11 protein-coding genes and 2 pseudogenes are annotated in these 16624 nt (G+C 66.7%); 7 read left to right on the top strand and 6 right to left on the bottom strand.

Features of this window, described 5'->3' with window-relative positions:
- Positions 1-74 precede the first annotated feature (74 nt).
- Positions 75-454 (bottom strand): annotated as a pseudogene (locus tag QNM97_RS20475) (SHOCT domain-containing protein).
- Between the two features lie 185 nt (positions 455-639).
- Here QNM97_RS20475 and QNM97_RS20470 point away from each other — a divergent pair.
- The 3 genes and pseudogenes from QNM97_RS20470 to QNM97_RS26690 all read left to right on the top strand — a co-directional run bounded on the left by QNM97_RS20470 (position 640) and on the right by QNM97_RS26690 (position 2800).
- Entirely contained in the window at positions 640-1071 is a 432-nt protein-coding gene (locus tag QNM97_RS20470) for a DUF6325 family protein (protein WP_502874942.1), read from the top strand.
- Between the two features lie 21 nt (positions 1072-1092).
- Complete coding sequence (locus tag QNM97_RS20465) at positions 1093-1395, top strand: SHOCT domain-containing protein (RefSeq protein WP_283820073.1); 303 nt, start codon at positions 1093-1095, stop codon at positions 1393-1395.
- Positions 1392-2800: pseudogene (locus QNM97_RS26690) on the top strand (DUF2252 domain-containing protein). Before QNM97_RS20465 ends, QNM97_RS26690 begins: the two are co-directional and overlap by 4 nt.
- Positions 2801-2986: 186 nt before the next feature.
- Here the strand turns inward: QNM97_RS26690 and leuA are convergent.
- Complete coding sequence (leuA, locus tag QNM97_RS20455) at positions 2987-4837, bottom strand: 2-isopropylmalate synthase (protein WP_283820072.1); 1851 nt, start codon at positions 4835-4837, stop codon at positions 2987-2989.
- Between the two features lie 196 nt (positions 4838-5033).
- Entirely contained in the window at positions 5034-6656 is a 1623-nt protein-coding gene (locus QNM97_RS20450) for an FUSC family protein (protein ID WP_349632364.1), read from the bottom strand.
- Positions 6657-6814: 158 nt separating this feature from the next.
- On the opposite strand from QNM97_RS20450, the gene QNM97_RS20445 reads away from it, so the two are divergent.
- Together QNM97_RS20445 and QNM97_RS20440 are read left to right on the top strand one after the other, a co-directional pair.
- Positions 6815-6976 carry a hypothetical protein gene (locus QNM97_RS20445; RefSeq protein ID WP_208793970.1) on the top strand — a complete coding sequence of 54 codons (162 nt, stop codon included), beginning with the start codon at positions 6815-6817 and terminating at the stop codon, positions 6974-6976.
- An 875-nt stretch (positions 6977-7851) separates the two neighbouring features.
- Complete coding sequence (locus QNM97_RS20440) at positions 7852-9141, top strand: HNH endonuclease (protein ID WP_283820069.1); 1290 nt, start codon at positions 7852-7854, stop codon at positions 9139-9141.
- 340 nt (positions 9142-9481) lie between these two features.
- Here the strand turns inward: QNM97_RS20440 and QNM97_RS20435 are convergent, their stop codons facing one another.
- From QNM97_RS20435 to QNM97_RS20425, 3 genes are read right to left on the bottom strand one after another with little or no spacing between them, the layout of a single operon-like run.
- A complete protein-coding gene (locus QNM97_RS20435; protein ID WP_283820068.1) occupies positions 9482-10759 on the bottom strand; it encodes an amino acid adenylation domain-containing protein in 1278 nt (425 codons plus the stop codon).
- The gene (locus tag QNM97_RS20430) at positions 10759-12159 is read right to left on the bottom strand and encodes a condensation domain-containing protein (protein ID WP_283820067.1); all 1401 of its coding nucleotides are present in this window, start codon (positions 12157-12159) and stop codon (positions 10759-10761) included. The genes QNM97_RS20435 and QNM97_RS20430 overlap by 1 nt, the downstream gene beginning before the upstream one ends.
- Positions 12156-13622 (bottom strand): condensation domain-containing protein, encoded by a 1467-nt coding sequence (locus tag QNM97_RS20425; protein ID WP_283820066.1) that lies wholly within the window; start codon positions 13620-13622, stop codon positions 12156-12158. The genes QNM97_RS20430 and QNM97_RS20425 overlap by 4 nt, the downstream gene beginning before the upstream one ends.
- Before the next feature lie 615 nt (positions 13623-14237).
- Here QNM97_RS20425 and QNM97_RS20420 point away from each other — a divergent pair.
- The gene (locus QNM97_RS20420) at positions 14238-15209 is read left to right on the top strand and encodes a glycosyltransferase family 2 protein (RefSeq protein WP_283820065.1); all 972 of its coding nucleotides are present in this window, start codon (positions 14238-14240) and stop codon (positions 15207-15209) included.
- A gap of 10 nt (positions 15210-15219) precedes the next feature.
- Positions 15220-16608 carry an amino acid adenylation domain-containing protein gene (locus tag QNM97_RS20415; RefSeq protein WP_283820064.1) on the top strand — a complete coding sequence of 463 codons (1389 nt, stop codon included), beginning with the start codon at positions 15220-15222 and terminating at the stop codon, positions 16606-16608.
- Positions 16609-16624 lie beyond the last annotated feature (16 nt).

Here is a 16624-nt window from a genome sequence, read left to right as displayed (position 1 = left end):
CACCCGTCCGTCGCGGATGTGACCCGGCTCGGATCGGTCGCGGGCGAGCGCCGATCCGAGCGCGTCGGCGCCGGTCAAGCCAGTGCTTTGGCCTTCAGCGCCCGAACTCCGCCTCGGTGATGGTCCCGGCGTCGAGGAGGGCCTTCGCGTCGGCGATCTGCTCGGCCGCCGATTTCCCGGCGACGGATCTGATGTAGTCGTTGGTCGGATCCTGCATCTGTTGCTGCGCGGCGATCGTGCGCCGGCTCATGCCGCGGCCGCGGGCGATGAGGTAGACCAGCGACGTCAGATACGGCACGACGATCAGGAAGAGGATCCAGGCCGCCTTGGCCCATCCGGAGAGTTGATGATCGCGAAACAGGTCGCTGAGGATGTAGAACAACACCAGCAGATAGGCGACGAAGGCGAAGATCACCACCATCGACCAGGTGAACTCCCAGAACGAACTCCACATGTCGATCTCCTCGGGTGTCGGACCCGCGCGGGGTCGGTGCGTTCAGACGTGTCGGCTCCACCTTGCGCCGAAGCCGATGCATCCGGATCACCCGCCGCGGATGAAAACGAGTGGTCGGGTCACCGGTTTCTCGGTCTTCATCCCGATGGGGTGATGATTCCGGCACGTCCCGGTGCGAGCCTGGGGTGATGTCCGCCGATGATGTGCCACTCGGTCCGATCGACTATCTCGTCGTCGAATTCCCCTCCGACGCCCGCTTCGACGGCTCTGCCCTCGCTCACCTGCGAGATCTGGTCGAGCGGGACGTCATCGCCGTCCTCGATCTCGTGATCGTTCGCCGAGACGCGGAGGGGGTGGTGGCGATTGACATCACCGAGCTCGGACTCGACGGCGACATCGACGTCTCGCTGTTCGCCGAGGCGGCCTCCGGGCTGATCGGCGATGACGATCTCGCCGAAGCCGCAGGCGTTCTCGAGCCCGGTCATGCCGCAGCGATCATCCTCTATGAGAATCGCTGGGCTGCACCATTCGTCGGCGCACTGAGCCGCACCGGGGCACAAGTGGTCGCCTCGGGCCGCATCCCGGTCACCGACCTCCTCGCCGTTCTGGATCGATAACCTTCTCGAGAGGACTTCATCATGTCCGGACTCCTGCGCGGGATGGCCCGCACCGCGGTCGTCGCCGGTACCGCCACGGCGGTCTCCAAACGGGTCTCACGCCGTCAGGGACAGCGGTGGGCCCAACAGCAGTACAACCCACAGCAGTACGGTCAGCAGGCGGCGGCGCCGCAGTATGCCGCTCCCGCACCGCACTACGAGGCACCGGCGGCGTCGAGCGCCGACCTCATCGCAGAGTTGCAGCAACTGGCCGACCTGCGTGCATCGGGTGTGCTGACCGACGAGGAGTTCGCCGCCGAGAAGCGGCGAATCCTCTCGTCGTGACCACACCGTCGGCCGGAGCGCGACCACACCCGAGCGTCGCCGACCGCGCGGAGTCTGGGAGACAGGCGGCTGCGCGGGTACCGCTCGACGGTCTGGGCGAGGTCGGCGACGGTGCCGACCGTGACCCGGTCGGGCTGCTGCTCGGACAAGCCGCCGACCGCGTCCCCGAACTGGTGCCGATCCGGCACGGCCGGATGGCGCGCACCCCGTTCACGTTCTATCGCGGGGCCGCCCTGGTGATGGCCGACGATCTGTCACGCACCCCGAATTCCGGTCTGCAGGTGCAGTTGTGTGGCGACGCGCACCTGAGCAACTTCGGTCTGTACGCCACCCCGGAACGTCAGCTGACCTTCGACGTCAACGACTTCGACGAAACCTACCCCGGCCCGTTCGAGTGGGACGTCAAACGATTGGCGGCGAGTCTGGTCGTGGCGGCCGTCGCCAACGGCGCGACTCCCAAGGCGGGCAAGGAGATAGCGCGTGCCTGCGCGCAGGAATACCGGGAGACGATGGCGGCGCTCGCCGGCATGGGAACGCTGACGGCCTGGTACAGCCACGCCATGCCGACCGAGGGACTCGAACAGGTCGGTGCGCTCCTGGACCGCACCACCGCCAAGACCGTGCGCCGCACCATCCGAAAGGCTTGGGGCCGTGACAGTCTGCAGGCACTGGGGAAGCTCACCGTCGTCGAGGACGGTCAGCTCCGCTTCGTCGACCAGCCCCGCTGATCGTGCCGATCGAGAGTCTCCTCGGGGACAGCGCCGCGGGATTCTACGACGAACTGCGGGTCCGCTACGGAGACTTCCGATCCACCATGGCACCGCACCATCAGGTGTTGCTCGACCGATTCCACATCGTCGCGATGGCCCGCAAGGTCGTCGGGGTGGGCAGTGTCCGGACCCAGGCGTGGGTTCTCCTCCTCGAGGGCAAGGACTCCGGTGATCCCTTGATCCTGCAGGCCAAAGAGGCCCAGCGCTCGGTGCTCGCCGCCTACCTCGAGGGCCCCGAGTACGAGAACGAGGGAGAGCGGGTCGTCCTCGGACAGCGACTCATCCAGGCGGTGAGCGATGTGTTCCTCGGCTGGAACGGCGGTGCGGGTGTCGACGGCAAGCATCGCGATTTCTATCTACGCCAGCTCCGGGATGCCAAGGGCTCCTTCGCGATCGAACTGTTCGACACGCCCGCGCTCACGGTCTACGGGCGGATGTGCGCGCGGGTGCTCGCCTTCGGACACGGGCGCTCGGGAGATGCGGTGGCCATCTCGGCCTATCTCGGCGAGACCGACATGTTCGACAAGGCGATTCGCCGTTTCGCTTCTCGGTATTGCAAGGTGAATGCGGCCGATCATGCCGAGTTCGTCGCCGCCATCGAGCGGGGGACGGTCACGGCGATTGCCGAGTACTGAACTCGAGCAAAGCCTCTCGTCTGCGTCTTCGCTGAGACACCGCGCGATCTTCAGCTGAGACACCGCGCGGGCCGGACACGATTCGAGGGTCACTCGGGGTGTGTCCGGCCCGTGCGTTCACACGATGCGGCAGGGTTCACCCGCGCATCGGGCTGACTGTGATGTCCCGGCTGGTATACGCCGGTGTTACGGAGCCCAGGTCCGCGGTGCGGCGTCGGCGGTGTCGTCGGCAGGAGCGGTGACCCGGTAAGCCCGGTTCACCGCGGACACCACGGCGCGCAACGAGGCGGTGGTGATGGACGAGGCGACGCCCACACCCCACACGGTCTCGCCGTTGACCTGTGCCTCCACGTACGACGCGGCGTTGGCGTCGCCGCCCGCGGTCATCGCGTGCTCGCTGTAGTCGAGGACCCGGACATCGAATCCGACTGTCGCCAGGGCGTCGACGAAGGCGGCGAGCGGACCGTTACCAGTCCCGTTGATCTCCTTCTCGACGCCGTCGACCTTCACGACTGCGGTGATGGTGTCGTCGCCGCCGTCGACCTCGGAGGCGTCCACACGCTGGCGCATCCGCTCAAGCGGACGCACCGGGTGCAGGTATTCGTCGGCGAAGACGTCCCACATCTCCTTCGGCGAGACCTCGCCGCCCTCACCGTCGGTGAGCTTCTGGATCTCCCGGCTGAACTCGATCTGCAGGCGTCGCGGCAGGCTCATGCCGTGATCGGTCTTCATGATGTAGGCCACGCCGCCCTTGCCGGACTGGCTGTTCACCCGGATGACGGCCTCGTAGCTGCGGCCGACATCCTTGGGGTCGATCGGCAGATACGGTACAGCCCAGGTGATGTCGTCGACGTCGGAGTCGTCGGCATCCGCGTCGACCTTCATCTGGTCGAGGCCCTTGTTGATCGCGTCCTGATGGCTACCGGAGAACGCGGTGTAGACCAGGTCGCCGCCGTACGGATGACGCTCGGGCACATTGAGCTGGTTGCAGTACTCGACGGTGCGCCGGATCTCGTCGATGTCGGAGAAGCTGATCTGCGGATCGACGCCACGACTGAACATATTCATGCCCAGGGTGACCAGGCAGACGTTGCCGGTGCGCTCACCGTTGCCGAACAAGCAGCCCTCAATGCGGTCGGCGCCCGCCTGATATCCCAATTCCGCTGCGGCGACGGCGGTTCCGCGGTCGTTGTGCGGGTGCAGGCTCAGGATGATCGAGTCGCGACGAGCCAGGTTGCGGCTCATCCACTCGATCGAGTCCGCGTACACGTTGGGGGTGGCCATCTCCACGGTCGCCGGCAGGTTGATGATCATCGGCTTGTCCGGGGTGGGGGCGATGATCTCGGTGACCGCGTCGCACACCTCTTTGGCGTAACTCAGTTCGGTGCCGGTGTAGGACTCGGGCGAGTACTCGTAGCGCCAGTTGGTGTCGGGGTACTTCTTCTCCTCCTCGAGGACCCGGCGTGCGGCGTTGGTGGCGATCTCGGTGATCTTGCCCTTGTCGGCGCGGAACACCACGCGACGCTGCAGGACCGAGGTGGAGTTGTAGAAGTGGACGATCACATTCGCCGCACCGCGGCAGGCCTCGAAGGTCCGCTCGATCAGTTCGTCACGGCACTGGGTGAGAACCTGGATGGTGACGTCGTCGGGGATGGCGCCGTCCTCGATGATCTCGCGGACGAAGTCGAAGTCGGTCTGGCTCGCCGAGGGGAATCCGACCTCGATCTCCTTGTAGCCCATCCGGACCAGCAGGTCGAACATGCGACGTTTGCGGGCGGGACTCATCGGGTCGATCAGGGCCTGGTTGCCGTCGCGCAGGTCCACCGCACACCACAGGGGTGCGCGGTCGATGATCTTGTCGGGCCAGGTGCGGTCGGGAACCGATACGGCCTCGACCTCGTCGGCGAAGGGGCGGTAACGGTGAACGGGCATCGCCGAGCTGCGTTGCTTGTTCCAGGCGGGCTGGCCGGCGGGAATGGGTCCGGTGGGCTCGACGATACGGCTTGCGCCGGAGGTGAAGGTGTCTGCTGCTGCCATCATTGGTCAATCTCCGAAAGTCAAAGAGGGAAGATGACCGGCGCATAAAAAGGCCCGCGACGGAGGGCCGGTCGATTCAGACCCCGCCGCGGCAACCGAGAAGGAGCGCGCGCTGCATGCGCTCGACAGTACTCCTGATGGTCGTGACGGATCAACCACGGGGTGGCTCGCCTCTCGGTCCCCGTCGATCCGGTGGTCACGGTGCCGGGGGACCGAGCAGCAACCGGCGCTCGGTCAGCATCCCGACGAGCGTCGGGTCGAGCGATCGGCTCTGATCTGCACGCCAGCACCATGACAGTGTCTCGTATCCGACCTGACACACAGCCACGTGGTGCGCCCAGTGCTCGCGGGCCCATGGTGGGTCGTCGCCGGCCGCGTCGGTCGCGGTCATCTCCGACTCCAGCAGCGTCCACTGCAGGTCCCGGCGGGCGACCAGCGATTCCGGTGCTCCGACAGGCACCACCGTGACCGTCTCCAGCACGTGGTCGACGTCGACGAGTACGGCGTCGTCGGCGCGGGTCGCGCTGCGTCGATGCAGGTGGGTGCCGACCAGCCACATCGAGGCGATCGCCAGAACCACGCCCACCAGGGTCTCCAGGAAACGATCGCGGACCGGGACGGTGATGTCGGCCGACGGGGTGCCCATGAGCATCGCCAGCGGCGTGATGAAGGTGACCGCCACCGCGTAGTTACCGACGATCGTCAGCTCGATCAGCACATTGAGCACGGCGATCGAGACGATGAGCGCGGGAACGCCGAGATCGAGCAGATGAAGGGCTGCGAAGACCACCAGCCCGACGACGGTGCCGGCCAGCCGGTGTGCGCCGCGGATGACCCCCCGAATCCGATCCGGTCCCAACTGCAGGACGAGCACCGCGCCGAGGATCGCCCAATCGGGCCGGGTGAGCCCGACGACGACCGAGATGGCGCCCGCGCAGAACGCCGACACGATCACCCGGCCGGTGGTGATCCGGGCGTGGCTGAACGGGGCCGCGGCCTTGCGTAGGCGGTGAGCGACCGTCGGGCGTCCCAGCGGAGGTGAGATCGCCAGCGGGTCGCGAGCGCCGTGCAGTCGATGCATCGCCTGCCAGAGCTGTTGTGCCAAAGCGGTATTCGTTGCCGCAGCGTCATGCAGCACGGTCCACGCGTGCAAAGTCGACAGGGCGACGCCGTGCCGTCGTGCGCGATCGGCGCCACGATTGCCCTCCAGGTAATCCTCCGCCGCCGCCATCGCGGCGAGGGTTGCCGCCGTTTCCGGGCCGTGAGGTCGCCACAGCCCGGGCGCCATCGCCACGATCAATGCTCCGACGCCACCGGCGGTGGTGGCGATGACGAGTGGAACGAGATCGACCCCGTGGCGCGTCACCACGGACGCGACCGCCGCGGTGAGCACGAAGAAGAACGGGCCGGGCGGTCCGAGGCGCAGCGCATTGACCCCGAAGGTGACCAGGGCTGCACCGGCGACCAACAGTGCGACGATCACCAGATCCTGGGGTGTTGACGCGTGGGGTCCGGCCCACGCACCGAGGGCGCCGTACCCGGCGGACGCCGCCACGAGCAGGACGGACGCGGTGAGCACCGCCCGCCACCGCACCCGGTAGGGCCGCTTCTCGCCATACAAGGCGGCGAACCCGCCGAGAGCCGCGAGAAGTGCATCCCGCTCGAAACCCACGAGATACAGCGCCACGGCCGGTATCGCGAATGCCAGACCGGCGCGCAGCGCCGCAGCCCATCGCCCGCGGATGTCGGGGACGGCGAAGAACGCACGTCTGATCGACGGACGTGGGGGCGGCGAAGGTCGAGGGTCGGTGTGGGGCATCGCCGACTCACTGTAGAGCGCGCGACCGCCACGGTCACCGGCGATCAGCAGCACGAGGACAGCCGGCTCCCAACATTGCCTCATACGGTTGGCTCCAGTCGATCGCTGCTTCGAGCCGATCGCCGACGACATCAATCCAGAAGGAGCCGAGAGTCCCCATGCGTAAGCACATCCGCCGCCCGGTGTTCCGTCGACTGTCGATAGGTGTGGTCGGCGTCGGCATCGTGACCGCCGCCGCCTCCGGTGGCGTGGCCACCGCCGCGCCCGCGGCCCCTGCTCCCGTCACCGCCCCGATCACCGCGCCGGTCGTCCAGAAGTAGAGCGCCGATTCGCGAGACCCTCGTCCCCTGACGGTCAAGGCGCCCTTTCCCGACCGACGAGCATCCCTTCCCCCGGTGGTCGAGGTGCCCTTTCCCAATCGACGAGCATCCCTTCCCTCCGGGTGGTCGAGGTGCACGGCGCCCCAGGCGCCGGGCCTCGAGACCCGGTGAGACAACAAGTCTCCCAACCGCATCCATTGTTAGCAGGGCCCGACGCGGGCCGAACTCGCAGACGCCCCCACTGCACGAGCCGCGTCCGCACATTGAAGCCGCGAACTCATCACTCCCGACGGTCACCCCCCGATGGTCGAGTAACCCGCCCACCCGACCGTCGCGAACCCCTCTTCCCCCGGAGGTCGAGTAACCCGCCTACCCGACCGTCGCGAACCCCCCTTCCCGATGGTCGAGGTGCACGGCGCGCCTAGCGCCGGGCCTCGAAACCCGGCGAGATAGAGTGCCTCCCAACCATATCCACCGCCACACGACTCGAACGCGAGCCGAACTTGCAGACGCTTCCGCTGCACCAGCCGCGTCTGCACAGTGGAGCCGCGGACGCATTATTCCCGACGGTCAACCCCCCCTTCCCCCCGATGGTCGAGTAACCCGCCCTACCCGACCGTCGAGAACTCTTTCCCTCGATGGTCGAGGTGCGAGCCGCGTGCGGCGAGCCTCGAGACCCGGCGAGATAGATTGTTTCCCAACCACATCCAAAGCAAGACAAGCGAAACCCGCACCCCCTACCACACCCCACCGACAGAAGATCGGCGCCGAAACACGTTGTCCACAACCAGAATTCACCAAAACACCCCTTGCGTCGAACACCCTGGCGATGTAGACTGGACCCATCACACCGATCAGCCACCGGGGAGGGGCCCATGATCGACACCACCACAATTCTTGACGTCAAAGATGTTGATGCCGAAGCGGTCTTCGCCACCATCGTCACCCAACTCAGCGACCTGCAATGGAACCCGGAGATGACCGGACCCCAGGCTTTCGGTGCGATGAAGCAAATCCTGTTGTTGCGGAACCTGGTTGATCATCACGCCACCACCCTCACCGGCGAACTGGACCGGCTGGGCGTCGCCGACCACAAGACGACCCGACTGCGGGAGTTGTTGATCAGCATGGGTTTCGCGCCCTCGGTCGCGGGTCGGTATGTGCGGATCTCGGCCACCACCGACATTGATCTACTGCTCGCGCATGCCGCGGACGGGTCCATCTCCTCCGAACACACCGACGCCATCGTGCGCGGGTTGGCCCACATCGACACCCGCTCCTCCGAACCCCTCGACACCGTCCAACGGTGCGAGTTTCTGCAGAAACTGCTGTCACACTACTTCGCCGGATTCACCCCCGCCGAGATCAACCTCTACGCACGGCAGCTGGGTAACGAGCTCGCCGCGGAGACGCCTGGTGGGTTACCAGCGGCGGAGGACAAGACGATCAACTCCTACACCGACCGCATCACCGACGACGGACGGCTGGAAATCTCGGCGAACCTCGACATCATCGCCGGCGAAAAGACCCGCACCCTGATGGAAACCCTGTCGGCTCCCAAACCTCAACCCGACGGGTCACCCGACCCCCGCACCCCGGAACAAATCTGTGCCGCCGCGTTCGAAACGATCGTCGAACTCGCGGCACAAGGATTGGCCGACACGACCTTCTCCGCGAAACCCACCAACGGGTTGTTGTGGACGTGGTCGGCCGACAACCCGGCCCTCGGCGGGGACCTGCAGAACATGGGTCCGATCACCGAAGCCACCGCGCGGATGTTGTCGTGTGACACCACCATCACCAAGATCACCCTCAATTCTGACGGTGTACCCCTCGACGTCGGACGCCAGGAACGCTTCTTCACCCCCGGCCAACGCAAAGCCTTGCTGGTGCGGGATCGCGGGTGCATCAAATGCGGCGCCCACGCCGGGCGCTGCCAAGCACACCACGTGCACCACTGGGCCGACGGCGGTCCCACCGACCTCGACAACGGCTGCCTCCTCTGCACCAGCTGCCACGACGACGTCCACCACCACGGCTGGGACATCATCATGGGATTCGACCGACACCCCTGGCTGATCCCACCCGCCAGCGTGGATCCGAAACGACGGCCAGTGCCGTCCTATCACCGACGCACCATGCGACTCGACGACGCCGCAGCCTGATTCCCGCACCCGGCGTGGCCGGAACCGTATCTGTTCTTTGAGAACTCCATAGAGATTGTCCTCACCCGATGGCCGAGGGTGCCCCCTGTGGCCCGGAATCTCTTCGACACAAGGGGTCTCGAGGCTCGTCGCTGTCGCTCCTCGGCACCTCGACCATCGGGATGGGACGACCACCGGGTGCGGGTAGGGCGGAGCATCTCAGATCGCTGGTCGAGGTGCGAGCCGCGTGCGGCGAGCCTCGAAACTGCTTGCAGCAGAGCTGGAACCGGACCACTGTGGCCCGGATGACCGTCTGGTCGGAAGGGCGCCGGCGTATACCGGTTGCCCGGATACGTCTCGATCAGTGTGCGGGTAGGGCGACCGGCCGGGGCTCGCGTAACCGGCTGTGGAGTGCTGTCAGTAGACCGGCGATGACCTCATCGGCGACGGGTCGCGCGGGGTAACGAACGCGCAATTCGAGGCCGGTGTCGGAACGGGTGAACCAGAACTGCGCCGTATCGGTCGACGTCACCGCCGAGATGTGTTCTGCGCCGGGGAGTGCCGGTCCGAACTTGCGGTAGTCCAGGTAGGACACCATGAAGATGTCTTCGGTGGGCAGGTGTGGACGGCACTGAGCCAGAACGTGATCGAGAGGCAGGTCGGTCAACTCGGATGTGTGACGTAACCACGTGGTTGCGCTCTCGGGGTCACCGGCACTCACGACCACCGGGGCGTTGGACACCATCCACCCGGCCGTGTCATGCCATCCGGAGGTTCGGGGGCCGCGTGTGTGTATCGGGATCAGCGTCGCCAGGCGTTTCGGGCCACCCACGTCGGCGAACGCGGCGGCGAGTGCCGACAGGATCGTCGCGAACGACAAATCCGATAGCAGTTCAGCACACTCGGAGTCATCGAGCAGAGGAGTCACGTTGGTTCGTTGCGGTGCGCGGCCGGTGCCGAGGCACAGCGGAAACGCCGGAACGGCACCCTCGGTGAGAGTGAAGAAGTCGTGCCACACCTGCATCAGTCGCGTTGAGTCGGCGTCGTCACACCGGTTCTGTGACGACGCCCCGGCGGCGTCGATCAGACAACGATCGGCGTAGCGCAGCGTCGCAGGTGACGGCGTTGTCGCGTCGGTGTAGTACTCATACAACCGTCGGAGTACCAGGTCGATGGTGATTGCGTCGGCGTGAGCGTGGTCGAACGCGCAGATCACCGTGTCGTCGAGGATTCCGAAGAATACCCCGGGAACCTCGCCGGCCCGACAACGCTGTGTGAGCAATGATTCCACGAAACCGTGCCACACCCGCCCGACCACTCTGGGACGGACCTGAAACTGCGTGGCGTCGAAGATGTCTTGCGTCGGGACCACGGACACGGTGAAAGACGCTCGGAGGGCATCATGTTCGCGGAGCAGGCGAGTCACCGCTCCCGCGACCCTTGACGGATCGGGACGTGCGTCGGGCAGGGTCACTCTCCCGGCCAGCCATGCCCCGCGGCCACTGCGCTGGGCCCGTAGATGGTTGCCCTGATTGAAGCCGACCGGCAGCCCGCGATGAGCGGGCGCGCCGACCCAGGTCACCGACATCTCGGTGAGGGTACCGGTCAACTCGACCTGATCGATGGCGGTGACGCGCATCAGCTGACCTCCACGGTGTTGGCCGCCACTGCGGCGGCGAGAATGTCTCGGAGCGTGCGAAACCAGCGGCTCACCGAGTCGGAGGCCACCGGGTTGTCGGGGCGCTGGGTGATGATCCGGAGCCCGTCCTCATCGCGGGTGATCCACAACGACGCATTGCTGGTACGTCCCTCGCCGGTGAAGACGAGAAGATCGGTGGTGTTCGGAGGTGTCGGAAACCATCGGAGGTCCAGGTAGGTCACCATCTGTGGGCTCGCCACGACAGCTGGGTCGATCGCGCCTTCGGCGAGGAGGACGCCCAGCGCGGCATGGACGGGGACGCTCGCGGCCGCCCGGGATCGGGCAAGAGCAGCGGCCGCGTCGTCGAGTACATCCTCGAGCGTGTCGCCGGCCACCTCGAAGCCCACGGGTGCGAAATTGCAGAACCACCCCTGGGAGCCGGCGTAGTGGTCGGCCCGCCGGGTGCTGACAACGGCTGCCGTGGCATACCATTCGGCGTCGGCCACCGACCGCAGCGCCAGTCCGAGTGCTGCGTAGATCACCGCTGTCATCGAGGTCTGGTGTCCGTTCGCCAGCGTGGCCAGCCGAGTCGTCGTCTCGCTGTCGGCGAGGATGTCGGCGTCGACGTACACGGGCTGTGGAATCACCACTCCACCGTCGTCGGAGTCGAGGCCCAGAGGTAAGGGGAAGGCGGGGATTGTCCCGCCCGACCGTCCGAGCACTCGGCGCCACTCGGCCACGCCCGGTGAGTGCGCCGAGACCTGTGCTGCGCAAGTCGCCTCGGCGGCAACGTGGTCGAGGAAGCTGTCGTGTGTATGGGTGACCAGCGGATCGTCGGGCAGGCCACGGTAGCGGGCCAGGATCTCGGCGATACCGAGTATCTGCGACGCTCCGTCGCCGTAGGCGTGATCGACGCCGTAGTAGAGATCGAACGATCCCGGACGGACGACCGCCCCGAACGCGCAGCCCGGCCACGAATCGAACACCGCTGATATCGGAAGGCGTTGTGCCAAATGCTGATGCGGATCGATCGCACCGAGCGTCATCGTCGTGAACGCCACGTCCTCGACGTCGACGACATACCGAGTCACCGCAGAACCGTTGAGCCGGAACGACGATCGAAGACCCTCATGCGCACGGACGAAGTCCGTCAGGGCCGTGGTCATGCGCTCGGTGTCGAGATCGTCGTGCACCGTGATGACGCTGCAGGTGAATCCGCGGTGCTCGCGCCCGGCCTCGCGGTGCCGGAGCGTAGAGGAGATGTGGTCGTGCTGCAGGAAGGACGGCCCCACCGGATGCGGCGGTGCGACGGCCGCCGCGGCGAGGGACCGTTCCGACGGCGCCCAGCACACGACGTCACCGGAAGCGGGTGCCCACTCGTGAGCCGGACCGAGTCTCATCGCGGCTCCGCCGAGCGCGTCGTCGACAAGATGTGCTCCGGCGGCGTCGCGGTGTCGAGCGTCAGTTCACCGCGACCGGCGACCTCGAGGAGGACCGCCCGGTACTCGGCGAGCAGAGCATGGATCGACGCCGCGGCGATCTCGTTGTTGGGGAAACGAAGGGAGATGTTGATCCCCTCGTGGAGGCGATTGATCCAGAGGTACACCTCGTCGAGGTTGTGAATCCGACTGCGCAGCGCGCGATCCCGGTCGCCCCAGGCGTCGGCACCGGGTACGTGCCGCCCGTCGACGAAGGAGACGGCGAAGCGCGGCGCCTCGGTGATGCCGAGAAGTGAGGCGATACGCGGATGCGGCGCATGTGCGAGAGCCGCATGCCTACGCACCCCACTGCTCACCGAACCCAGCGCAGCACTGAAGGTTTCGGCACCCTCCAGTGACATCTCGACCGGCACGAGTCCCACATACCAGCCAGCCGCGGCCAGCGACTGCGGATCGGTGCGCGTGTGCATCGGCATCACGAACCGAGTCGTCGTGCGGCCGGTGAGCCGCTGGATCGCCACTGCGAGTGCGGTGAACGCCCCACCGGACATCGACGCGCCGTGATTCTTACAGGCCGCGGCGAAGGCGTCGGTCTCCTGCGCGGTCAGCAGCCATCGAGAAATGCTGGATTGCCATCCTGCGCTGTCGGCCACCGCTCCGGTGGGCTGTGTCGGCAAGGGGAGGCGAGGCATCTGTAGCCGGCCGTCGTCGGCGGTGAGGAAGGACCGCCACGCCTGCACGGCAGGGTGTTCGGCGGTGATGGTTTCGGCGGTCCGGAACTCGCGGGCGCAGTGGTCGACGTAGGAGCCGCACGACGGCAGCGCCGGTGTCCGCCCTTCGACGATCGCCCGATGGATCTCGCGGAACTCGGCGATGAGCAGTAGTTGGGTGTAGGCGTCCATCACCGAGTGATCGGCGGCGACGATGACGGTGACGCCCTTCGCCGCCTCGATCGGGCTGTCGGGTTCGATGGTGACGGCAACGACATGTGGCCACCGCACGGCGCTCACCTCACGGGCGAAGAACCGCTCGAGATGCCGGTCGACGCCGACACCGGGCGGGGGAGTCTGCTGTTCCCGCGCGGAGATCGTCACCGAGTCGGCGACCACGACCACCCGGGCGTGGGTGTCGCCACGGCGGGTGACGGTGGTCCGGAAGGCGTCGTGCCGAACGATCCAGGCGCGCAGCACCGCGGCGAACGTCGAGTGATCGAAATCGGCGGGCAACCGGAAGGCGGTACCGATCCACGATCCCAATCCGAGATCTCCGGTCTCCGGCGTCGACTCCGAATTGTATAGATGCGCAGTGTGATTGGGTGACAGTGGTCGATCGTCGGATTGCCAGCGGTCGGGTTCGACCGTCGGGATCCACTCGGTGATGCGGCCCGCAGGGACCGGATAGTCGGCGAGCTCTGTGTACTCCATGACATCCCCCGGGGTGACTAGACGGACGGAAACGGCGTGCGCACGGTCCCCGTTCCGCGCGTCAACGCCGTTGGGGAGAAAGGCTTCACATCGATAGCCGTGAATGCCGTCGGCATCGCCCGTCGTCGGGTCGTCGGCGGCGTGTGCCGACCGCCATCCCCAACCGCTGACGGTGACACGTGTATGACATTAGGGCCGCCGCAGTGAGGTGACCAGCGGAGCAGGGTGAGACATAGGTGACGTTTCGCCGGGCTTGCCGTGTCCGTGGTTAATGATGCAAAATACCCGGTTTTCCCGTGATTCATCACGGCCTGAGGAATCGGGGGAGGCGAGCGTCCGAGAATTGACGCGGTGGGCAGACGTGGTCGTTTTCATGCGAATTCGTTGATGTGACCCAGAACCCCATGTATTGCCAGGCATCCGAACCTGACCTAAGCTCCGCAGGGAAGGACATCACGGGGGTCATGTTCGACGACGGTGGCGATGCGCGTGCTCGCCGATCACCGTTCTCCGGTGTGTCTTCACCCGATGTTCAATGCGATCCGGCACCGATGCCGGTGGATTTGCCTTGTCGGCCGGCCGTGGTGCCGATCGGCTACGACACAAGGGATTACGGTGATCTCAGAGACGTCCACCCGTGCGGTTCGCGATGGTGCACATGCCGATCGTGTCGAGTCGGTGCCGCAGGATGACGGCCGGGTTCTCTTGTCGGTGGTGATCCCGGTGTTCAATGAGGCGGACACCATCGGGACCTGCCTGGATCTGCTCATCGACCAGATCGACGACATCGCCGAAATCATCGTGGTCGACAACAATTCGACGGACGCGACGCGCGAGATCGTCGAGGAGCGAACACGGAGGACCCCGAGAATCCGGGTTGTCGATGAATCCACCCAAGGTCTTGTGCATGCGCGAAATGCCGGAATGGACAGCGCGACCGGGGACGTCATCGCCCGCATCGACGCCGACACCCGGATTCCGGCGGGGTGGGCGCGGACCATAGTGGAGTTCTTCGAGGCGGATTCGCAGGGCCAATGGTCGGCGCTGTGCGGTCGGGGCGCCGCCTACGGGTTGCCCTTCGAGGGCTCGATGAGCAGGATCGCGCGGCTGCTCCGGCCGGTGGCGCGGCGCCTGCGTCGCGAACGGGCGAGCGCGCAAGAATCGTCCGAACCCCGCGAGATCCCGGTCCTCTACGGATCGAACATGGTGGTCCGGCGCGAGGTGTGGCAGGTGATCCGCACGCGAGTGAGCATGCGCCGCGACATCTTCGAAGACGTCGACATGGGCTTGTGCGTGCAGGATATCAACGGGCGCAACGCTTTCCTGGCATCGCTGACAGTGGGTGTGTCCCCGCGGCGGATGGAGACCGGTGTGTCGGCGTTCGCCGAGTACATGAGTTTCCTGCCGCGGACCCTGCTGCTACATCGCCGTTATGGGCTGGCCGCCGGTGCGGCGTTCGGCTATCTGCCGCCGGTCATCATCGTCCACGCCGCGCGCCTGGTCCTGATCCGCGCCTACGACGCCGACGCCGGCACGTTCTCGGTCCGCAACCTGCCGCGCTCGACCACCGAACGGGGTCTGCCGTGACGGGACGTTCATGACCGCGCGAGTCGACAACCCCGGCAACATCGTCGGTGCCGGACCACGTCGCGGTGCGGCGGCGCCACCCGTACCGCGGGTGAGCGGCCCGGACGAGGCGTTCCTGCTCGCCGAGGAGAAACTCGGCTACGGCACATCCATCCAATACTGTTGGGTCCTCGATCACGACCCCGGGCGCGACGCCGTCGATCGGTTCGCCGAGGCGCTGAGTCGCGGACTGCTCCATCGCAGTGTCGGACCGCGCCGGGTACCGGGGGCGCAGCGCCGGTGGTTGCGGTCACCGGCTGCGCCCCAGATGATCTCCGGTGCCCGTATCGACGATGCCGCCATCGGTGCATGGGCCGACGAGGTTCTGCGCGCCACCGATCTCCGGCCGTCACGAGGACCGGCGTGGCGCCTGCACACCACCACCACGACGCAGGAACGCCGCGTCGTGGTGCTCATGGCTTCACACCTCGTCGCCGATGGTGAGGCGATCATGCGTGCGATCATCGCGGCCGCCGATGGTGCGGTCGTCGAGCTGCCGGGCATACACAGCGCGCGGGGGTTGGCGGCAGTGCGCGCCGATTTCCGCGACAGCGCGCGCCAGGTGCGGGCGGCGGGACGCTCGGCCCGGGCGGCGTTGCGTTCGGCGCGGGAGAAACGTCACTCGGCTCGCCCCGCGTCCACGGCCGAAAGCGTCTCGGCTGCACCGACCTACGATCCCTACCGCGCCGGCCTGGTCGCCGTGGACATCGACCGTGACCGATGGCATGCGTGCGCGAAAGCCCATGGCGGCACCGGAAACACCCTGTACACCGCCGTGACCTGCGGTGTGGTGCACAGGTCGGGAGTTCCTGTCGGAGAACAGCTGCGCGTGAGCGTGGCGGTCAGCAAGCGTGGCGGGCCCGAGGACCAGCGGGCGAACGCCTCGGGTGGGGTATGGCTGCGGATCGACCCTCGGCGCCGCTGGCCGGACGATCTGGGATACCTTCGGGCACTGAGTCGAGATGCGTTCGCCGCCTATGCGACGTCGGGAACCGACGTCCCCGACGATCTGCAGCCGCTGGTCCGGATGATGCCACGCCGCGTTCTGGGTGTCGCGTTGCGCAGTGTTCCGGCACCCGATGTCAGTGTGTCCAATCTCGGGGTGCTCGACGAGAAGGTCCGCGCGATCGGTGGTGTGCCCGCGTCGTCGTTCCTGCTGCGATTGCTGGTGCGCGACGGCGCCGACCGGGATCTCGCGGTGCCGGGCCCGGGTCTGTCGACGTGGATCGTCGAGTACGGCGACCGTGTCACCATGACGTTCGCCGGTTTCGTGCCCGAGTACTACGGCGACGGCGAACGTCTCGCGGGACTGGTCGGCGACGAGTTGTCCGCGTGGGGTCTCCCACACAGGTTCTGGTGAACTCGGCGGTGATCCA

Origin of the sequence: Gordonia sp. L191, assembly GCF_030077625.1 — a bacterium.
Taxonomy (GTDB): domain Bacteria; phylum Actinomycetota; class Actinomycetes; order Mycobacteriales; family Mycobacteriaceae; genus Gordonia; species Gordonia polyisoprenivorans_A.
The sequence above is the reverse complement of the archived record's forward strand: the minus strand, read 5'-3'. Positions and strand labels throughout refer to the sequence as shown.